This window comes from Pseudomonas sp. JDS08PS003 (assembly GCF_045013505.1).
In the GTDB taxonomy this organism is placed as follows: Bacteria; Pseudomonadota; Gammaproteobacteria; order Pseudomonadales; family Pseudomonadaceae; genus Aquipseudomonas; species Aquipseudomonas protegens_B.
Genome location: NZ_CP120724.1, coordinates 3,361,008 through 3,376,810, shown reverse-complemented (window position 1 = coordinate 3,376,810; position 15,803 = coordinate 3,361,008). Strand labels below are relative to the sequence as shown.

Sequence of the window (15,803 nt, the reverse complement as noted above, 5' to 3'; positions counted from 1 at the left end):
CTAGCCCTCCAGGCTTTTAACAACCGCCCGTATTTTTGAGGCAGATACAGAGGGACGCTTTTTGCCACGACTGATAGACGAGCTTATTTGATCCAGAAGTTGTTTTTGAGCCAGCGCGTACTCAGGGATCACATCCCAATCCGGAGCATCCTTCAGAACCTTTTCCATTCGATGAAGCTGTTGTTGCTCGACAGTGCTTAAGGGGGCGGATCTGGCACTCAGTTCCCGAACCACAGTGCGGGCTTTTTCCACCTCCACGGAATCCAAAGTTTCCAATCCGAACATGGGGCTCATTAGCAACTGGTGCAGCATCATTTTTCGAGGTTCACCCTGGAACGGAACCAAACAGGGGGCATTGGTTTGCCCGTCTCGACGAATCACATAGAGCTCACCTTCCCCGCTTTGTTGAGCTGTCAACGCTGAGTGTGTCGTAGCAATGAACTGGAAATTTGGCAACGTCGTGGAAAGAAAATCCACCAGACGACGACGCCACACTGGATGGAGATGCAGATCCAGCTCATCAATGAGCAACACCCCCCGAGCTAGTAGGGGATCTTTCCGATCGGGAAAAGCTTCAGTCACTCTAAAAAGAAGATCCCCGCACCACGCAGCCATGTTCTGATATCCATCAGATAGCTGACTCAAAGGTACTTCACCGTCTACAGTTTTAAAAATAATTTGCCTCAGGTCTCTATCAATACGCGCAAATTCCATACCTGGAAGGAGTTGATTCAATGCCTGGCTCACCGCACCAATTGATTTTCTACCTTTGCGATAGTCAAGATCCATTGCCCATTGTTCCAAGGATATAAGCGAGGCGTCAGGAGAAAACATAGTAGCCAAGCCTTGGGCGCGAGGATTACGTGATCGCTCCTCAGGAAAAGTTGATCTAGAATTTGCCAAAGTTGGTCTTCGTGAAACGCCGTAACCGAGCACAAAATAATTTCGCTCTGCCTTAAACAAGGCATTATCCAACGCCTCTAGAGACGTATGATTCCGATTGAAAATACTTCGAATTCCATCACCTCGGTGAATCTCTAAAGCAATTTCACGAACCTCACCTTTCGCGGTAACTAATGTGCCTTCAATTTTGCACTTTTTGGCACCATTACGGATCCAGATGTCTGGCTCACCCAAAAGCTCTGGCAAAGCATCACTCCCGGAAAGTAGTAATGCGATAGCACGTAGCACAGAGCTCTTTCCGCACCCGTTTTCACCCAACAAAAGAGTCCAACGCCTTGCTTTACTTCTAGGCGATCGAAAGTCAAGCTCGATAGACTTTATTGAGCGTACATCTTGAAGTGCAACTCGTACTAAAAACATCTGTCCCCCTTCCAGTGCGTGCCTCTTCAGTTTACACAAGTTTCAACTGACTCATTGAGCATTTCATGATAGCCGCTTTGGACTCTCACTCTCGCACAACGGAACACATAGCTTTCTGTTGACAGTGTACCAGTACAATCAGCGCGCGCCTCTCCGAATCGTCCTCCACAAGCCGATGACTAACAGATGCTCAATGGCGTGTTCTGGATGTTTTGCTCCGGTGCGACCTGGCGAGACATGCCTGAGCGATACGGCCCTTGGTCTACTGTTTATCAGCGGTTTAGACACTGGTGTAGCCAGGGCATCTTCGACAAGATGCTCAAGCGCCTACACGTCAAACTCAACACTCAAGGTCTGATCGACCTGGACACCTAGTGTATTGACTCAACGGCATTCAACTAGGTCGAAAACACAATCAGGCCATGGGCGCTTGGGTCTTCGAACTGGCTCTTCGCAGGATCACTGCGCAGTGGTAAACGGGCGGCGGCGATCATGAGCCTGATCCAGTCGGCGCGCATGAGTGGGCACCCCTACCACCTTGGTATTCCCCCCGGGGATCCCCCAGTAGTCGTTGAGCTTTTTTAGCAGCACCAGCAACACGGCTGTTTCGGCCAGCGCCTTCTCTTTGCGATGAAGTTCGCTCTCAAGCTGCTGGATACGTTTCTTGTCCTTGCGTATCTGCTCGCGCTCTTCCTTGCTCAGGACTTTCTCGGGCTGCATGCCGCGGATGAAGGACTGCCTGTTGGCGCTGATGCGATTTTGACGCAGGCTACCGGAATTCATTGACCCACCCGAGTATTCAAGAAATGATTACCTTGCGGGTGATTTCGGAGGCTGCGTGTGGCTCAGTCAAAATCAGCAACCTGGGTCAAAATCGCATCAGCGCCGACACTCTAGGCAGCTTGGGTTTCTGATCCAGTACACGGAGGCGCGCTGAATACCAGCCACTGCCATACTGGAGCCCGTCGGAGATCGCCATTCGCGATCACTAGCCTAGTCGGTGCAAATGGGGGCAAAACTGGGGGCACAATTCGATTTTTTCTGGCTATAACTACCGTTTTAGAGCCTAGTCAAAATGTTCTTCGGCGATCCGGACAGTCTTTGATCGAGCCCCAAAAAATTCAATAAATTATTTTAAAAACAATAACCTACCGAATAATTTTACTCCCTGACCGTCCGTCAAATTCCGCTGGTTTGAGAGATGTTTGGAGCATGAGTGGGGGCAAACTCTAGCTTCTTGGAAGGGATGCCCCCAAAGGAGAAGTCAGCGGACCTAGCCCTTGGCTATGTAATATGAGTTGACGAACTTTGCCGTGTGTTGCACGGACTGACGTATATCCGGCTTGGCTAATCCATGCCTGTTGGCAAATTGCTCAACCGCCGCCGTGTCAAAACGAGTGGTCTGGATAAAGTCCAAGGCTTCGGGTTTGGTATTCATAAAGCGCGCGACGAGAGGAATGCTCAGTAGCAACTTCAGCAATCGAAGCGAAATGTGATGCCTGGGAGGCTTTAAGCCCAAAGGCTGTGCCACCTGTACCAGGAGTTCTCGCAAGTTGGGCGTTTGCTCATCCAGCGCCAGCAGTTCCTGGCCCGCCATGGCAGGATCAAAAGCACACACCGCCGTCAGCTCAACCAGGTAATCCACAGTGACCAGTGGCAGCCAGTGCTTGGCGGTACCGGGCACTGCAGTCAGCTTTCCCTGCACCAGGTTGCGTATCAGCTCCACCAGCGGCTGGCCGTCAAGGATATGCCCCGTGCGGCTGTGGCCACACACTGTCGAGGGGTGTACAACGGTAATCTCCCCGCCCTTGGCGGACATGAGCTCCAGGGTCGCAAAATGCGCCTCCAGCTTGCTCGCCTCGTAACCACCTACACGCCGGTAGACGGCTGGCCAATCTGTCCGCTCCGGATAACGAGGATCAATTCCGATGCGTTGCAGATGTTGATGATTTTTCAGCATGTAGCCGCCGATCATCACCAAGCGGCTGTTTTGCTCAGCCGCCAACAGCGCCACCCGCTTTGCCCCTTCTACGTTCACCGCACGAGACTGCTCCAAGGAAAGCCCCCAGGCGAAGTGGGCGCCTAGGTGGAATACGACGCTGGCGTGCCTTAGCACTTCTCGGTCAGCAGGACTCAGCCCGAGGCTGTCCCGTTCAAGATCGCCAGCTACGGCAAATACCCGGCTTGCGCTCCCTCCCAAATTTTCAACTTGCTCCCGCAACGCAGTTAGTCGCTCTGGGCGACGCATCAACACCCGAACGGTGTGACCTTTTGCACTCAGGTACGCCACCAAATGTTGACCGATGAAGCCGGTTCCCCCTGTGACAAAGCACTCCACGCTCATTTCTCCGCTCCTAGTTAAGGTAAGAAATCAAGCGTAAACTATCGACCCAACTCTACAGTCAAGGGGTGTTTTCATGAAAATCGGCGAACTCGAGGCCCGCAGCGGCGCCAGCCGCCATACACTGCGTTACTACGAGCAAATCGGCCTGATCTCACCGCAGCGGCGAAGTAACAACTATCGCGTTTACACGCCACAGACGCTGCAGGATCTGGACTTTATCCAGCGCGCACAAAGCATGGGGTTTTCCCTGGGAGAAATAGGCGAGATTCTGGATGCGCAGCGCAACAAGCTGATCGATTGTGCTGACGGCGCCAAGCTAATTGAAAAGAAGATGGCGCAGATCAAACAGAAAATCGCCAACCTTCAAAGCATTTATCGGTATTTGGATCAAGAGCGTGCAAACCTCGAAGCCAGTGCCGCCAGACAACTAGAGCTTCAGCAACTGAACAACTCTTCCAACTGAACTTTCAGAGAGAGTCCGGAGCGACTCAACGCTCTGGACAGTGATAGACATTGCCTGAAAGAGTCACGTTGGTTTGCTCCAATCGATTATCCGAGCCGGTTTGCCCGGCACGCTGAGTGAGAAGATAAACCCTGTTACCCCCCATTGCCGCTGCTTTGTTTTTGAGGTCATTGCGCGCCCCGGTCTCCAGATCGGCATTACCAGTGATACTGCCCAATAAAAAGTTGCCCTGACTACCCGTGACATCACCCAGGAACTGGCACTCTCGCCCCGGTTCATTGTGGGTGATGCGCACGTTGTTGGCGCCCGGTCCGGCAACGGAGGTGGGCGCGCAACCCATCAGGCCAAACAGCGACGCGCACAGACCAATGCCCGCGAGAGTATGGGGGAGATACATCTACATGATTCCTTTCGTACGATTAGAGCGATGCCCTTAAGGGATAAATTGTCAGGGCGGTAGGGCGCGCAGTATCAAGCTTTAGTCAAACTGCAGGTGTATTAATCAGTAAATGTATGGTCTAAAAATGTAAAAACTGGCCCACAGACGTCTTATCAAGAGCCTGGCAACGACTCGCCACCAGCAACTTAACCAAGCACCATCTAGTGACTTGCCAATCTACCTGCATAGTTTGCTAACAGGACTCACGTTCAACCAAGGGGCATTCCACCCGCTGAATCCCGGGTTCGCTCCTGCGTTCAATGATGTATTGGGCAGAGCGTCGTCCCATTTCGTAATATGGCAACTGCACAGTACTGAGCGGCGGGTAGAACAGCTCTGCAACACCGATCATGTTGTCATACCCCAGAACCGCCACTTGGTTTGGAATACGCAGACCACGACTTAGCAAGTACTGGTAAGCCACCAAAGCGATACGGTCGTTACCACAGATAAGAAGATCGAACGCTGGCGTTCCTTGCGACTCTCGCAATTGCCCCTCCAGCACAGCAATCGTTTCCTGATAGGCGTCATCCTGCGACAGGCTGTATTGAGGAACATCGGCCACGGATATTCCGGCCTCGACAAGGGCGCGACACAAGCCCAGCTGGCGCTGCTCCCAGGCCAGACTGGTTTGCGGCAGGTTGATACACAGCGGACTCCGGTAGCCGCGTTTGAGCGCGTGTTGCACCGCTTGATACTGGCCGTCTGCATCGTCAGGCACATAACAGGCCACCCCGGGGTCCAGGCTCATGCAGTTGCTCAGCACCAGCGGCAGGCTGCGCAACACCGTGGGGATCTCCACGGTGCGCAACTGCATGGCGCTGAAGATGATTCCGTCAGGCTGGTGGGACAGCATCAGGTCGATGGTCTGCTGGCTCGGCGGCACTTCGAACACGTTGAGGATGAAGACATTCCAGCCGTGTTCCCGGGCGGTGCGCTCCATGGACAGGAGCATTTCCACAGCGAAGGGCGTAGTGGCGGTATCCAACGCGAAGACGCCAATGGTCTTGCCTCCGGAGGCGCCGCCGCGGATCTTTCGGGCAGAAAGGCTGGGGACATAACCCAGGGTCTCAACCGCTTGCAGAACTTTCGCCAGGGTTTCCTGATTGACCTTTTCCGGGGTATTGAGCGCCCTGGACACGGTCATGAAGGAAACCCCTGCCAGGCGCGCGACATCTTTAACTGAGGCCATTCGCAGGTGCCAATGCTTGTATGGCCGGGCATCATGTCATGCTTGGCAAAAGCATGACAACACGCCACCGGACGCCGCGCCAACCGTAGCCAATCACCGGGGTCAGAGGCGCAGATCGGCCAGGTGCCAGACCGACGCGTCACCAAACCCACCGCAGCCATTGACCGCAAACGCCCTGACCGCCTGACTGTCGGAGCGAGGATAGATCCGACTGCTCAAGCTATAGGCGCCGTCATCGACAAACACCTCGATGGAGGAGCGATCCAGAAAAATCCGCAAGTCTATCCGGGTTTGGCCCTTGGCTATCGGCACGCTGCGCGCACCGCTGACACCCGCTCCCGAGTGTTGCCTGTCCAGCACCAGACGGCGCGCCATTGCATCGAAGTACACCAGGGTCCGCTCTTGCTGATCCTCACTGCAACGCAGCGCCAGCCCAAAACGCTCAGCCGTGCTGCCAGCCAGATCCAGGGTCAGTTCCAATTCCAACAGCGTACCTTGCTCATCGAGTAGGCAACTGCCGGATTCGACCACGCCGATCGCCAGTGTCCGGTGTGACTGGCGTAGCGCCGTCAGTTCGCGGGCCGGCCGCATGCGTAGCCGTTCGCCATTGCGGCTCAGTTCACGAGGCAGCGTCAGCGCACCACACCAGTGTTGCGCCTGACTCGGCATCGGGCTCTCCCACATGTCCATCCAGGCCCACAACAGGCGGCGCCCGTCCGGCGCCAGCAAGGTCTGCGCCGCATAGAAATCGTGACCATGATCCAGTTCACGCAGCTCACCGCACTCGCTGAAGTACCCGCGATCGTCCAGCAGGCCCATCCGATAGCTGTTCTGGAATTTGTTCCAGTTGTCATAACCGCTGGGCTTCAGGCCTTGAGGCGAATAGAGAAACACATCGTTGCCATCCAGTTCGAACAGGTCAGGACATTCCCACATATAGCCGTCCGACTCGCGTCGCCCCTGCAGTGCGCACCTGAGGTACGTCCAGTGATACAGGTCGTCGGAGCGATAGAGCAGGAGCTGGGGGTCGTCGCCTTGACGAGCGCCAAGGGCCATCCACCACTGCTCTGCTCGCCGCCATACCTTGGGGTCGCGAAAATGCATGATGCCCGGCTCCGGCGCCGCATCGATCACCGGCCCGTGCTTATTGAACGCAACCCCATCGGTGCTGCTGGCCAGGCACTGGACCTGACGAATGCTCCGCTCGTCACCCGGCGCACCCAGCCAGGTATGCCCGGTGTAGATCAGATACAGCCTGTCGTCCGCGACCACCGCAGACCCTGAAAAGCAGCCGTCGCGGTCATAGTCCTCGCCAGGCGCCAACGCGATGGGCAGATGCTCCCAGTGCACCAGATCGCGGCTCTTGGCATGCCCCCAGTGCATCGGTCCCCACTGCGCCGAATAGGGATGATGCTGGTAGAACACATGGTACTCGCCGCGAAAATAAACCAGACCGTTGGGGTCATTCATCCACCCTGCCGGCGGCGCGAGATGATAGGCAAGGCGATAGTCATTACCCCGCCCAGGCAGCTTTTTTTCGATAGCGCGATGCGCTTGCTCTAACAGTGCAGCGTGCATGGCTGGTTCCTGTCTAGGGTTCATAACGAGGGGCAGATTGCGCGATGGCGGGGAGTTCCCGCGAATCGCCAGCCCCGACTTGAGAGGCGTCACGCACAGGGTCCTTGCGCAACAAGCTCCATGAAAGCAGCAGGCAGGCGCCGACCAGGCCGGCCATCAGCACGTAGACGCTGGAGAAACCGAAATGGTCGTAGCCGTAGCCCACCAGCGGTGATAGCAGCATGGCGGTCAATTGCTGGGCGAACTGGAATCCCACCAGGTAGATCGAGGCGGACAGTCGAGAGTCGAAGTTGAGCGAAATGTATTTGAATATCGAGACCAGCAAGATCGGCACCTCCAAGGCGTGCAACATCTTGCAGGCGGCGATCGCCCAGGCCTCCGTTGCCAGCCCGGAGCCAAGGATGCGTACGAACATGATGCTGCCGGCCAGGATCAGCCCGTATTTGGCGCCTGTGCGGCTGACCACCCAGGGTGCAAACAGCATCAGGACCGCCTCGACAAGCACCTGAGACGAGTTCAGGTAGCCATAGGCGCGGGTCCCCTCCTCCGGGGTCGGGAAAAACGAGGAGAAATACACCGGAAACTGTTGTTCGTAGATCATGTAGATCCCGCACACCCCCGTCAGGTAAAGGCTGAACGCCCAGAATCGCGGGAGGGCCAGCAACTTCCAGAGATCGTTCAGGCGCACGGGTTGGGCAGCTGTGTCAGCTTGGGCCGCCGGCTGGCTCAACCGGTCAAGGTCCAGACGGAACAGGATCACCAGGAACACGACGCCGGCGACGCTGCTCATGTAAAACGCAATGTCAGGATCAATGTTGAACACCACGCCGACCGCGCCTGTCGCACTGGCCCAGCCCAACGACCCCCACATTCTGGTGGTGCCAAACTCGAATCCTGCATGACGTGACAAGCGCTCCGTGTAGGACTCGATCACCCCCACGCCTGCCAGCATCGCCAGCGCCAGGAATGCCGCACCGACCAACGCGCCGAGCACCACGTTCTGCGCCAACAGGCCGGCGTAGACATAAATTGCAAACGGGGCTGCGGCACACAGCAGGATGCCGATCCATACCAGAAGTTTTTTGGACAACCCGAGGCGGTCTTGAAGAGCGCCGTAGAAGGGCTGAACCAGCAGTGCCGCAATGGCGTTGGCGGCGAAAATGAAGCCGGTTTCCGTGCCATTCAAGCCAATGACTCGATGCAGCCAGATAGAGAACAGCGAATAGCTCGATGACCACGAGAAGAAGAAGAAAAACAATAAACCACTGATAAGCCAGTACTCGCGTTTGGCGGCAATCTGCATGTGACGACCCTCTTGTTTTTATTTAGGTTAACGTTAACATCGCAACACATTACGCGTCTTCAAACGCCTCGCTGTCAAGTGGAGTCCGCTGCAAAAAGGCGCTCAATGCGCCCTGCATGACCCGCAGAAGGTCCCTGCCCGACTGAAGCCCGCGAGCCGTTCGAAAGATGTCTGCAATGCCCGAATACAAAAACAAGAGGGTTAACTATGCGTTCTGCGGTGTGCCGGCCCTGGGCTGGCTTTTCTCTGTTCGTGCTGTCCACTCAACTGTTCGCCGCACCCGCGCAAAGCATCGAGGAGCGTCTGGCCAGGCTCGAAGCCCGGACCTCCTCCGCCGAAGCGCGTGCCTCAGCGGCCGAAGCCGACGCGGCGCGGTTGCGCCGGGAAGTCCAACTGCTCAACCAGCAAGTCGTCGGCCGGCTGCCCGCGCCTGCAGAAAATGCCCTCGACCAACGCGTAGCGCGGATAGAGGCCACTCAGCAGGCCTTGGCAAGCGCGGCCCCGGCGACCGCGCCTCCAGCCAAGGCGAGCGAACGGTTGAGCGATGGCTTCACCTTTGGCGCCTACGCCCGCTCCGGCATCATGAGCAATGGATCAGGCGCCGGTCGTGGCGGCCCCTATGTGACCCCTGCCGGCTCGGTGGGGGGTGCGGTCGGCCGTTTGGGCAATGAAGTCGATACCTACATGGAGGCCAAGTTCGCCAAGGAAAGCCAGGCCGACAACGGCACACGTGCCAAGTACCTGCTGATGCTCGCCGACGGCCTGGAGACGCCCAATGACTGGACCGCGGCGCAAAGCCAGCTCAATGTGCGCCAGGCCTACACCGAACTGAGCCACCTGGCCTCGTTCCAGGACAGCCCGCTGCTGCGCAATACCACACTATGGGCAGGCAAGCGCTTTGATCGGGACAATTACGACCTGCATTGGCTCGACAGAGGGATCGTGTTCCTGGCCGGTACTGGCGGCGGCATCTACGACCTGCAACTGACCCCGGACTGGCGCCTCAACGCATCAGTGATGAGCCGCTCCTACGGAGACTTCGGCACCGAGGAAAACAAGGATATCCGCAGCTATGTCGCGACCCTGAATCAATTCTTCGACCAGGGCCGCTGGCAGGTCATGCTCAATGGCATCTCATCAGGCCAGAACGATGCCGACCTGGACTCCGGGAACAGAGCAGAACCCGAGTGCAAGAGCCGAGTGAACAAGTCCGGCTTCAGCCCCGCCACGGGTGGGGGCCATGGCCTGCTCGCCTACCATAGGCCCGATTTCTTCGGCCATGAGGGCTACGCCAAGGCGGTGCTGCTGTATGGCCAGGGCCTGGGGGCGGAGGTCAACAACATCGGTGCCGATGGCGACTTGCTGGACCAGGCCAGGACCTTGCGCCTGGCGTTCTATGGCCATACGCGCCTCAATCAGGACTGGCGCATCGCCCCGGCCTTGATCGCCGAGCAGAGCAAGGATCGTTATGTTCCCGGCGACGACTATCGCTACATGACATTCAACGTGCGCCTGGCCAACGAACTGAGCAGCAACTTCGAGATGCAATATGAACTGAGCTGGCAGACCATGGACCTCGACGCCCGGGGCTACGATGGCCGCCAGGCGGCCAAGGGCGATTATTGGAAACTCACCCTCGCCCCGACCTTCAAGGCCCAGACCGGTGATTTCTTCATTCGCCCGGAACTGCGCCTGTTCGCCACCTACATGAACTGGTCCAGAGACCTGGACAACTTCAGTGCAACAGACGATTTCGGCCAGAAGGGCTTCAAGTCCGGTGGCGACTGGCAACTAGGTGTACAGATGGAAACATGGTTTTAGAGGCACGGGTGCCTATAGCTAATCTCGCCAATACGTCTGCGTCCAACCGGGTCTTCCCGTACAGCCATAACCTCCACGGGGCGTCCTGTTTCACAGCGAGCAAGGTAGCCAATATGGCCGTCGTAGCTTCCGTCAGCGGCTCTGGCGCTATCAGACCTTGCTCGTTGAGCCTGATATGCAGGCGCTTGAGCATTTGGTCAAACGTGCCTCGATTTCGCCAGTCGCGAAAGCGCTGATAAACCGTCGACCAAGGGCCAAAACGTTCGGGCATATCGCGCCATGCGGCACCTGAGCAGAGCACCCACAAGATGCCGTTGAGCATCAGTCGGTCATCGTGTCGTGGACGTCCCGTTATCCTGGGTGATGAGATCTTCGATCATTTCCCAAAATGAATCGCTGAGTTTGTATCGCTTGGTTATCAGGGGCTCCTGCTGTTGATGGCGGCGATTTTACCCATTTTGGTGTTTCAAGGATTTTCGTTCAAAACCTAGAACAACTCATCCAACTGCTCGAAAAATATACGCTTCGCAGACTGGTCGGGCTCGCCAAGCCCCCGAAGAAGGTCGTTTGCTGCATTGTCCGAAACATCTTCGCGCAGGTTTCGATGAGCAAACGCAATGTCCAGCCAGCGATCCGCGATACCGCCACGCCCCAGATCGATGAAATGCAACTGGTCATGGGCGTCGACGAAAACATTGGTGTCACATAGGTCGCCATGACTGAACGCCTTCTCCTCGACCGGTTGTGTGGCGTGCAGGTGGGCCAGCAATTTCCTGGGTGTGCCGAGGCTCGGCCATTGCTCCAGGTCGACATCATCAGCACACAGTTCGCGAGCGATGAGATACCCCAGTTCATTCAGGCGCACCGAAACACTTGAGTCAAACGGGCAATTAGTGATCGGCACAGCCTGCAGTTGCCGCAGTGCTTCGCGCAACAGCGCCAACATTGCGCCCTGATCGTCGCAGCGTGCTTGTATCGGTTCTCCAGGCACACAACGCGTGATCATGAACTCCCCTGCATCGCTTTCGGCAACGACTGCAACCTCGGGAACACTCAGCCGGCCATCCAGCCATTGCAGCACGCGAGCTTCACGTAAGACGCTGTAGGTCGTGGGCGTATAGACCGCTGCGCAGGTTTTAAGGAAAAAACGTTCATTGCCTCGGGTGAAGCCGTAAACGCTGGCGGGAGACTCGCCCACCTCGTCGGCTACGAGTTGATTACTACCAATAAATTGGGCAATGGCGACGGGTAACTCGAAAGGAGTCCGCAATGACATGTACTCGGAACGGTGGATACAAGGTGAATACGCAGACCGGTTTACAGTGAACCGGAAGCCGTCGCTATGAAATAATATTTCGAAATTTTTCGTACAGAGCCTAATAATCGCCTTCAGGTTTCATTCTCCTCACAAAGACGACTAAACATGATTGATGCCCCATTTTTTCCCTTTCAAAGCCTGGCCAGGGATCTGTTACAGCATCTTCCCGAAGACAACGGCGATGGTTCCCACGATCTTTCCCACATCCATCGTGTGTGGATTAACGCCAGAGCCATTCAGAAAATCGAAGGTGGGGATCTGGAAACGCTTTTGGCGGCCACCCTCTTGCATGACTGCGTCGCTGTCGAAAAAAACTCACCACTGCGGGCCAAAGCCTCAACGCTCTCGGCAGATAAAGCCGCCAGTATTTTAGCGGGCCTGGGATGGTCGGAATCAAAGGTGCTGGCTGTAGCTCACGCCGTAAAAACTCACAGTTTTTCCGCAGGATTCGAACCGACCACCCTCGAAGCCAAAATACTCCAGGACAGTGACCGGCTGGATGCCATAGGCATGGTCGGGGTAGCGAGGTGTTTCTATATTGCCGGGCGGATGGGATCGGCCTTGTACGACTTCACCAACCCCCTGGCATTGGATAGGGAGTACCAGGATAAGCGCTTCGCTATCGAGCACTTCCACACCAAGCTGCTCAAGCTGGCCTACGGTTTCCAGACACAGGAAGGCGCGCGCATTGCGGCTAAAAGGCATGAAAGCCTTGAGCACTTTGTAAAAGAATTCATGGCGGAGATTGGATCGCCAGAGTGTTAACTGTGTGATCGATCCGGGTTATTTCATACGCTAGTCACTTTGCTGCAAACGATCTCCACGGCCACAGCATCGGCAACCGATGCTGTGCAAGGGACGTTCGTATGACGCATTGCGCCATAGGCTGTTGCGAAAGCTCAACAGCCCGCTCGCCCCGGATGCCAACAGGATTTGATCGAATACCACCACCATCCAGTATTTTTTTAATCAGCACAGCGCAGAACAATCAGCGGACGTCCGACACATGACCGCCTCCCTTGGTTCATGGCTTAGCCCGGGTATGACCTCGTAGACCCTGACGGCCATCGCGGGCAGGTGTTGCGATGGCGGGCAGCAGCCCAGGGACAGGACAAACGGCCCGCTTTCCCATTGCCAGAAACGCCAGCGTCTGGCTTGAAACAGCGCCAGTGCCTGACAGGAAAAACCAATCTGCCCCGGTGTCGCCAAGTCGAAGCAAAAGCTTTCCAGCGGGATGGACAAGCCTTGGCCACAGGCCTTGATATAGGCCTCCTTCAAGGTCCATAAGGTCAGGAAGGCCGAGGTCTGGTCGGTGGCTGACAGGCTGGCTAGGTAGCGGACTTCGGCGGCCGAAAAAAAACGCTCGGCCAGGTCGGGATCAACCGGCCGCTGGCTCGACTCCACATCGATCCCGACGCTGTTTTCCAGGGTCAGCGCCAACACCACCAAGCCCTCGGTATGAGACAGGTTGAAGGCCATCGGCACAGCAGGTGCGACAATCGCCGGCTTGCCCCAGGCATTGTTGGCAAACCTCCACTGCTGCGGCGCCACCCAGGGTGCGTAGCGCGACAAGGTGGAGCGCAGCAGCGCCCGGGTAATCAGGTACTGATGGCGATGACGCTCGAACCTGAAGCGCGCCATGCGCTCGGTTTCCTCGGCGCTCAACCAGGAGCGATACAACGCCAGCAAGGCCTCGTCGCCGATGTGCTGATCACGGGTGCTGCACACGTGAATTTCACCCGCCCCCAGCCGCAACCCTCGATCATCAAACGCGTTCACAGTGCCCCCAGGTACAACAAGGCCTTGTTGGCGATATGTCGCTCCGATGGATAGCCAAAGGCATTGTTGATGTAGGTCACCCCCTCCAGGGTGACGCTGCGATTGAGGTGGCTGTGTCCGTAAATGTGGGTCTGGGCCCCGAGCCGGCGCACTTGCCGCTCCAGGCGCGCCGAGCCCAGCACCGGGTACAGGTAGCGGTACTGGGCCGGCACGCCGTTGGGCATCAGGTCGATCCTGGGCAGAAAATGGGAAAACGACACGATGCGCCCTGCCCCACGCGTATCGGGCAAACGGTTGAGCTCATCGAAGGTTCGGCTCACCGTCTCGTCGTCATGCCCCTCCCAGTGGCAGGCCTTGAAGTCCATCCAGTTGGCCCGCAACGTCTCGTTGAGCGGCCCGAAGGAATAGTCATACCAGCCCAGCAACGGCACGATCAGGGTGCTGCCCACGCGACAGGCCTGGGTGTGGACACCCGCGTCGCGGCACGCCTGGCTGACCGTGCGGTACTTTTCGAAGGATGAGCTCAGGTCCGAGCGGATCACCCACAGATCATGATTGCCCGGCACGAAACACACATGCCGGAAACGCCTGCTCAACCGCTCAAGGCTGGCCCTGAGCAGGCCTATTTCATCGGCCACGTCCCCCGCCACAATCAAGGTATCGTCGAGATAATCCTCACAAGACAGCTGTTCAAGCCATTTCCAGTTCTCCGGATGGTCGGTATGAAGATCTGAAACGGTAAATAGCCGCATTGAGATACCTGAGTAGACATAAGCACTGGAAACCACTCGCCGGCGCAAGCCGCGGCGTCAGACAAGATCAACTTCGCTGGCAGCAGGCACCTCTTGCTCCACACGGGGGCTGAGGCGGATCTTCAGATTGTCCGGAACCGCCGAGGTGGTGAACACGTCTTTCACTTGATCCTTGTCGATCAGTTCCATGTCGAAGTACTTGACCAGCATCGCCACCGCCACTTTCAACTCGACGTTGGCCAGCGGCGCGCCGGGACAGGAACGTGGGCCATAACCGAATGGAAACTGCTTTTGCCGCGCCTCTTTCATATCGATCAAGGCGTGCTGTTCATCCAGCCAGCGATAAGGGTTGAACAGCGAGTCCTGCTCCAGGTTCTTCAGGCCGTCGATACGGGTCAGGGCAAAGATCCGGGTGCCCTTCTCCAGCTGGATATCGTCGATGACCGTGTCTTCCAGAGTCTCCACCAACAGTGCGGGCACCGTGGACTTGATCCTGAAGGTTTCCTCGATCACCGCCTCGGTCAGCGGCAAGTCGGCCAGCGCATGATAGTCAAGCTGATGCAGGTCCAGGCGCGCGACTTCGCGGCGCAGCCGGTCCTGCAAGTCCGGGTCCTGGCCCAGGAAAAAGCACAACCAGCTGAGCATCGCCGCGGTGGTGCCCTCACTGCCCAGAATCAGGATCATCATGTTGGCGAACAGCTCATCATCGGTGAGCGCGCTGTCTTCGCTGTCCACGGCTTCGAGCATGCTGTGCAGGACGCAATGGGCACCCATGTCCTCCTGGCGCCGCATGCGCTCCTGAGTGTCCCGGGCGATTCCAATCACCATGCTCTTGAGCTCATGCATGGAACGGTCGAAGCGATGGTCCGACGGCAGCTTGAGCACGCGCCAGTAAGGCACCACCGTCTGCATGCGTCTATTGATGGTGTTGACCACGTCATGGAAGGTTTGCAGCGACTGGCTGTCGTCGTTATCCAGGCTCTTGAGGTCGAAGCCGAACACCAGCAGGCAACTGACATCCACCGAAAAGCGCCGCAGGTCGTCGCGCAGATCCAGCGCTTGCCCCGAACGGGTGCGCAGGCGATCGCGCAACTTGAGCGCGGTACTGGCGATCTGTGGGGTGAACGCCACCAGGCTGCGCTTGGAAAACGCCGGCATGATCAGCCGCCGCTGGCGTTTCCAGGCCTCCCCTTCATCGGTGAACAGGCTGCTGAAACCCACTTCATCGAACAACCTGGCCATCTCTTTCATGCGCCGGAACTGCGAAGGTCGGTGCTTGAGAATATGGCGAACCTGCTCGGGCTTGCTGAACACCACGAAGTGCATATGGGCCAACTGCAGGCGGAACGGCTGGTGATCAAAGTCCCGCGACCACTGCTCCAGTGACAGGTGCAACGCGGTTTTATCCAACTGGTGCAGGTTGCCCAGCAAGGGCAGGCCGCGGCGTTGGGGTAGATCCTTGAGCGTTTTCATATCCATTTACCTTGTAAT

The 15,803-nt window shown here is 57.0% G+C and carries 13 protein-coding genes and 3 pseudogenes; 4 read left to right on the top strand and 12 right to left on the bottom strand.

Annotated elements, in window-relative coordinates; genetic code table 11:
* The gene (locus P7C00_RS15290) at positions 1 to 1,323 is read right to left on the bottom strand and encodes an AAA family ATPase (RefSeq protein ID WP_404939753.1); all 1,323 of its coding nucleotides are present in this window, start codon (positions 1,321 to 1,323) and stop codon (positions 1 to 3) included.
* A 186-nt stretch (positions 1,324 to 1,509) separates the two neighbouring features.
* On the opposite strand from P7C00_RS15290, the pseudogene P7C00_RS15285 reads away from it, so the two are divergent.
* A pseudogene (locus P7C00_RS15285) lies at positions 1,510 to 1,695 on the top strand (transposase); the annotation flags it as partial.
* 178 nt (positions 1,696 to 1,873) lie between these two features.
* On the opposite strand, the pseudogene P7C00_RS15280 reads toward P7C00_RS15285, so the two are convergent.
* Together P7C00_RS15280 and P7C00_RS15275 are read right to left on the bottom strand one after the other, a co-directional pair.
* Positions 1,874 to 2,076 (bottom strand): annotated as a pseudogene (locus tag P7C00_RS15280) (IS3 family transposase); the annotation flags it as partial.
* Positions 2,077 to 2,596: 520 nt separating this feature from the next.
* A complete protein-coding gene (locus P7C00_RS15275) occupies positions 2,597 to 3,667 on the bottom strand; it encodes an SDR family oxidoreductase (protein ID WP_346632840.1) in 1,071 nt (356 codons plus the stop codon).
* Positions 3,668 to 3,740: 73 nt separating this feature from the next.
* On the opposite strand from P7C00_RS15275, the gene P7C00_RS15270 reads away from it, so the two are divergent.
* Positions 3,741 to 4,130 (top strand): MerR family transcriptional regulator, encoded by a 390-nt coding sequence (locus P7C00_RS15270; protein ID WP_346632839.1) that lies wholly within the window; start codon positions 3,741 to 3,743, stop codon positions 4,128 to 4,130.
* A gap of 25 nt (positions 4,131 to 4,155) precedes the next feature.
* Here P7C00_RS15270 and P7C00_RS15265 read toward each other — a convergent pair whose 3' ends face one another.
* The 4 genes from P7C00_RS15265 to P7C00_RS15250 all read right to left on the bottom strand — a co-directional run bounded on the left by P7C00_RS15265 (position 4,156) and on the right by P7C00_RS15250 (position 8,642).
* Positions 4,156 to 4,527, bottom strand: coding sequence for a DUF4156 domain-containing protein (locus tag P7C00_RS15265; protein ID WP_346632838.1), 372 nt, complete (start codon positions 4,525 to 4,527; stop codon positions 4,156 to 4,158).
* A gap of 235 nt (positions 4,528 to 4,762) precedes the next feature.
* A complete protein-coding gene (locus tag P7C00_RS15260; RefSeq protein ID WP_404939751.1) occupies positions 4,763 to 5,761 on the bottom strand; it encodes a LacI family DNA-binding transcriptional regulator in 999 nt (332 codons plus the stop codon).
* A gap of 102 nt (positions 5,762 to 5,863) precedes the next feature.
* A complete protein-coding gene (locus P7C00_RS15255; protein ID WP_404939749.1) occupies positions 5,864 to 7,339 on the bottom strand; it encodes a glycoside hydrolase family 32 protein in 1,476 nt (491 codons plus the stop codon).
* A 13-nt stretch (positions 7,340 to 7,352) separates the two neighbouring features.
* Positions 7,353 to 8,642 carry an MFS transporter gene (locus P7C00_RS15250; protein WP_346632835.1) on the bottom strand — a complete coding sequence of 430 codons (1,290 nt, stop codon included), beginning with the start codon at positions 8,640 to 8,642 and terminating at the stop codon, positions 7,353 to 7,355.
* Between the two features lie 207 nt (positions 8,643 to 8,849).
* On the opposite strand from P7C00_RS15250, the gene P7C00_RS15245 reads away from it, so the two are divergent.
* Positions 8,850 to 10,463 (top strand): carbohydrate porin, encoded by a 1,614-nt coding sequence (locus tag P7C00_RS15245; RefSeq protein ID WP_404939747.1) that lies wholly within the window; start codon positions 8,850 to 8,852, stop codon positions 10,461 to 10,463.
* 103 nt (positions 10,464 to 10,566) lie between these two features.
* On the opposite strand, the pseudogene P7C00_RS15240 reads toward P7C00_RS15245, so the two are convergent.
* Both P7C00_RS15240 and P7C00_RS15235 read right to left on the bottom strand, forming a co-directional pair.
* Positions 10,567 to 10,882: pseudogene (locus P7C00_RS15240) on the bottom strand (transposase); the annotation flags it as partial.
* Positions 10,883 to 10,950: 68 nt separating this feature from the next.
* Positions 10,951 to 11,739, bottom strand: coding sequence for an APH(3') family aminoglycoside O-phosphotransferase (locus P7C00_RS15235; RefSeq protein ID WP_404939745.1), 789 nt, complete (start codon positions 11,737 to 11,739; stop codon positions 10,951 to 10,953).
* 147 nt (positions 11,740 to 11,886) lie between these two features.
* Here P7C00_RS15235 and P7C00_RS15230 point away from each other — a divergent pair, with 147 nt between their 5' ends.
* Positions 11,887 to 12,546 carry an HD domain-containing protein gene (locus P7C00_RS15230; protein ID WP_346632832.1) on the top strand — a complete coding sequence of 220 codons (660 nt, stop codon included), beginning with the start codon at positions 11,887 to 11,889 and terminating at the stop codon, positions 12,544 to 12,546.
* 204 nt (positions 12,547 to 12,750) lie between these two features.
* Here the strand turns inward: P7C00_RS15230 and P7C00_RS15225 are convergent, their stop codons facing one another.
* From P7C00_RS15225 to P7C00_RS15215, 3 genes are read right to left on the bottom strand one after another with little or no spacing between them, the layout of a single operon-like run.
* Complete coding sequence (locus tag P7C00_RS15225; RefSeq protein WP_346632831.1) at positions 12,751 to 13,560, bottom strand: 4'-phosphopantetheinyl transferase superfamily protein; 810 nt, start codon at positions 13,558 to 13,560, stop codon at positions 12,751 to 12,753.
* Positions 13,557 to 14,312 (bottom strand): metallophosphoesterase, encoded by a 756-nt coding sequence (locus P7C00_RS15220; protein WP_346632830.1) that lies wholly within the window; start codon positions 14,310 to 14,312, stop codon positions 13,557 to 13,559. Before P7C00_RS15220 ends, P7C00_RS15225 begins: the two co-directional genes overlap by 4 nt.
* A gap of 57 nt (positions 14,313 to 14,369) precedes the next feature.
* Positions 14,370 to 15,785 carry a cytochrome P450 gene (locus tag P7C00_RS15215; RefSeq protein WP_404939743.1) on the bottom strand — a complete coding sequence of 472 codons (1,416 nt, stop codon included), beginning with the start codon at positions 15,783 to 15,785 and terminating at the stop codon, positions 14,370 to 14,372.
* Between the last annotated feature and the right edge of the window lie 18 nt (positions 15,786 to 15,803).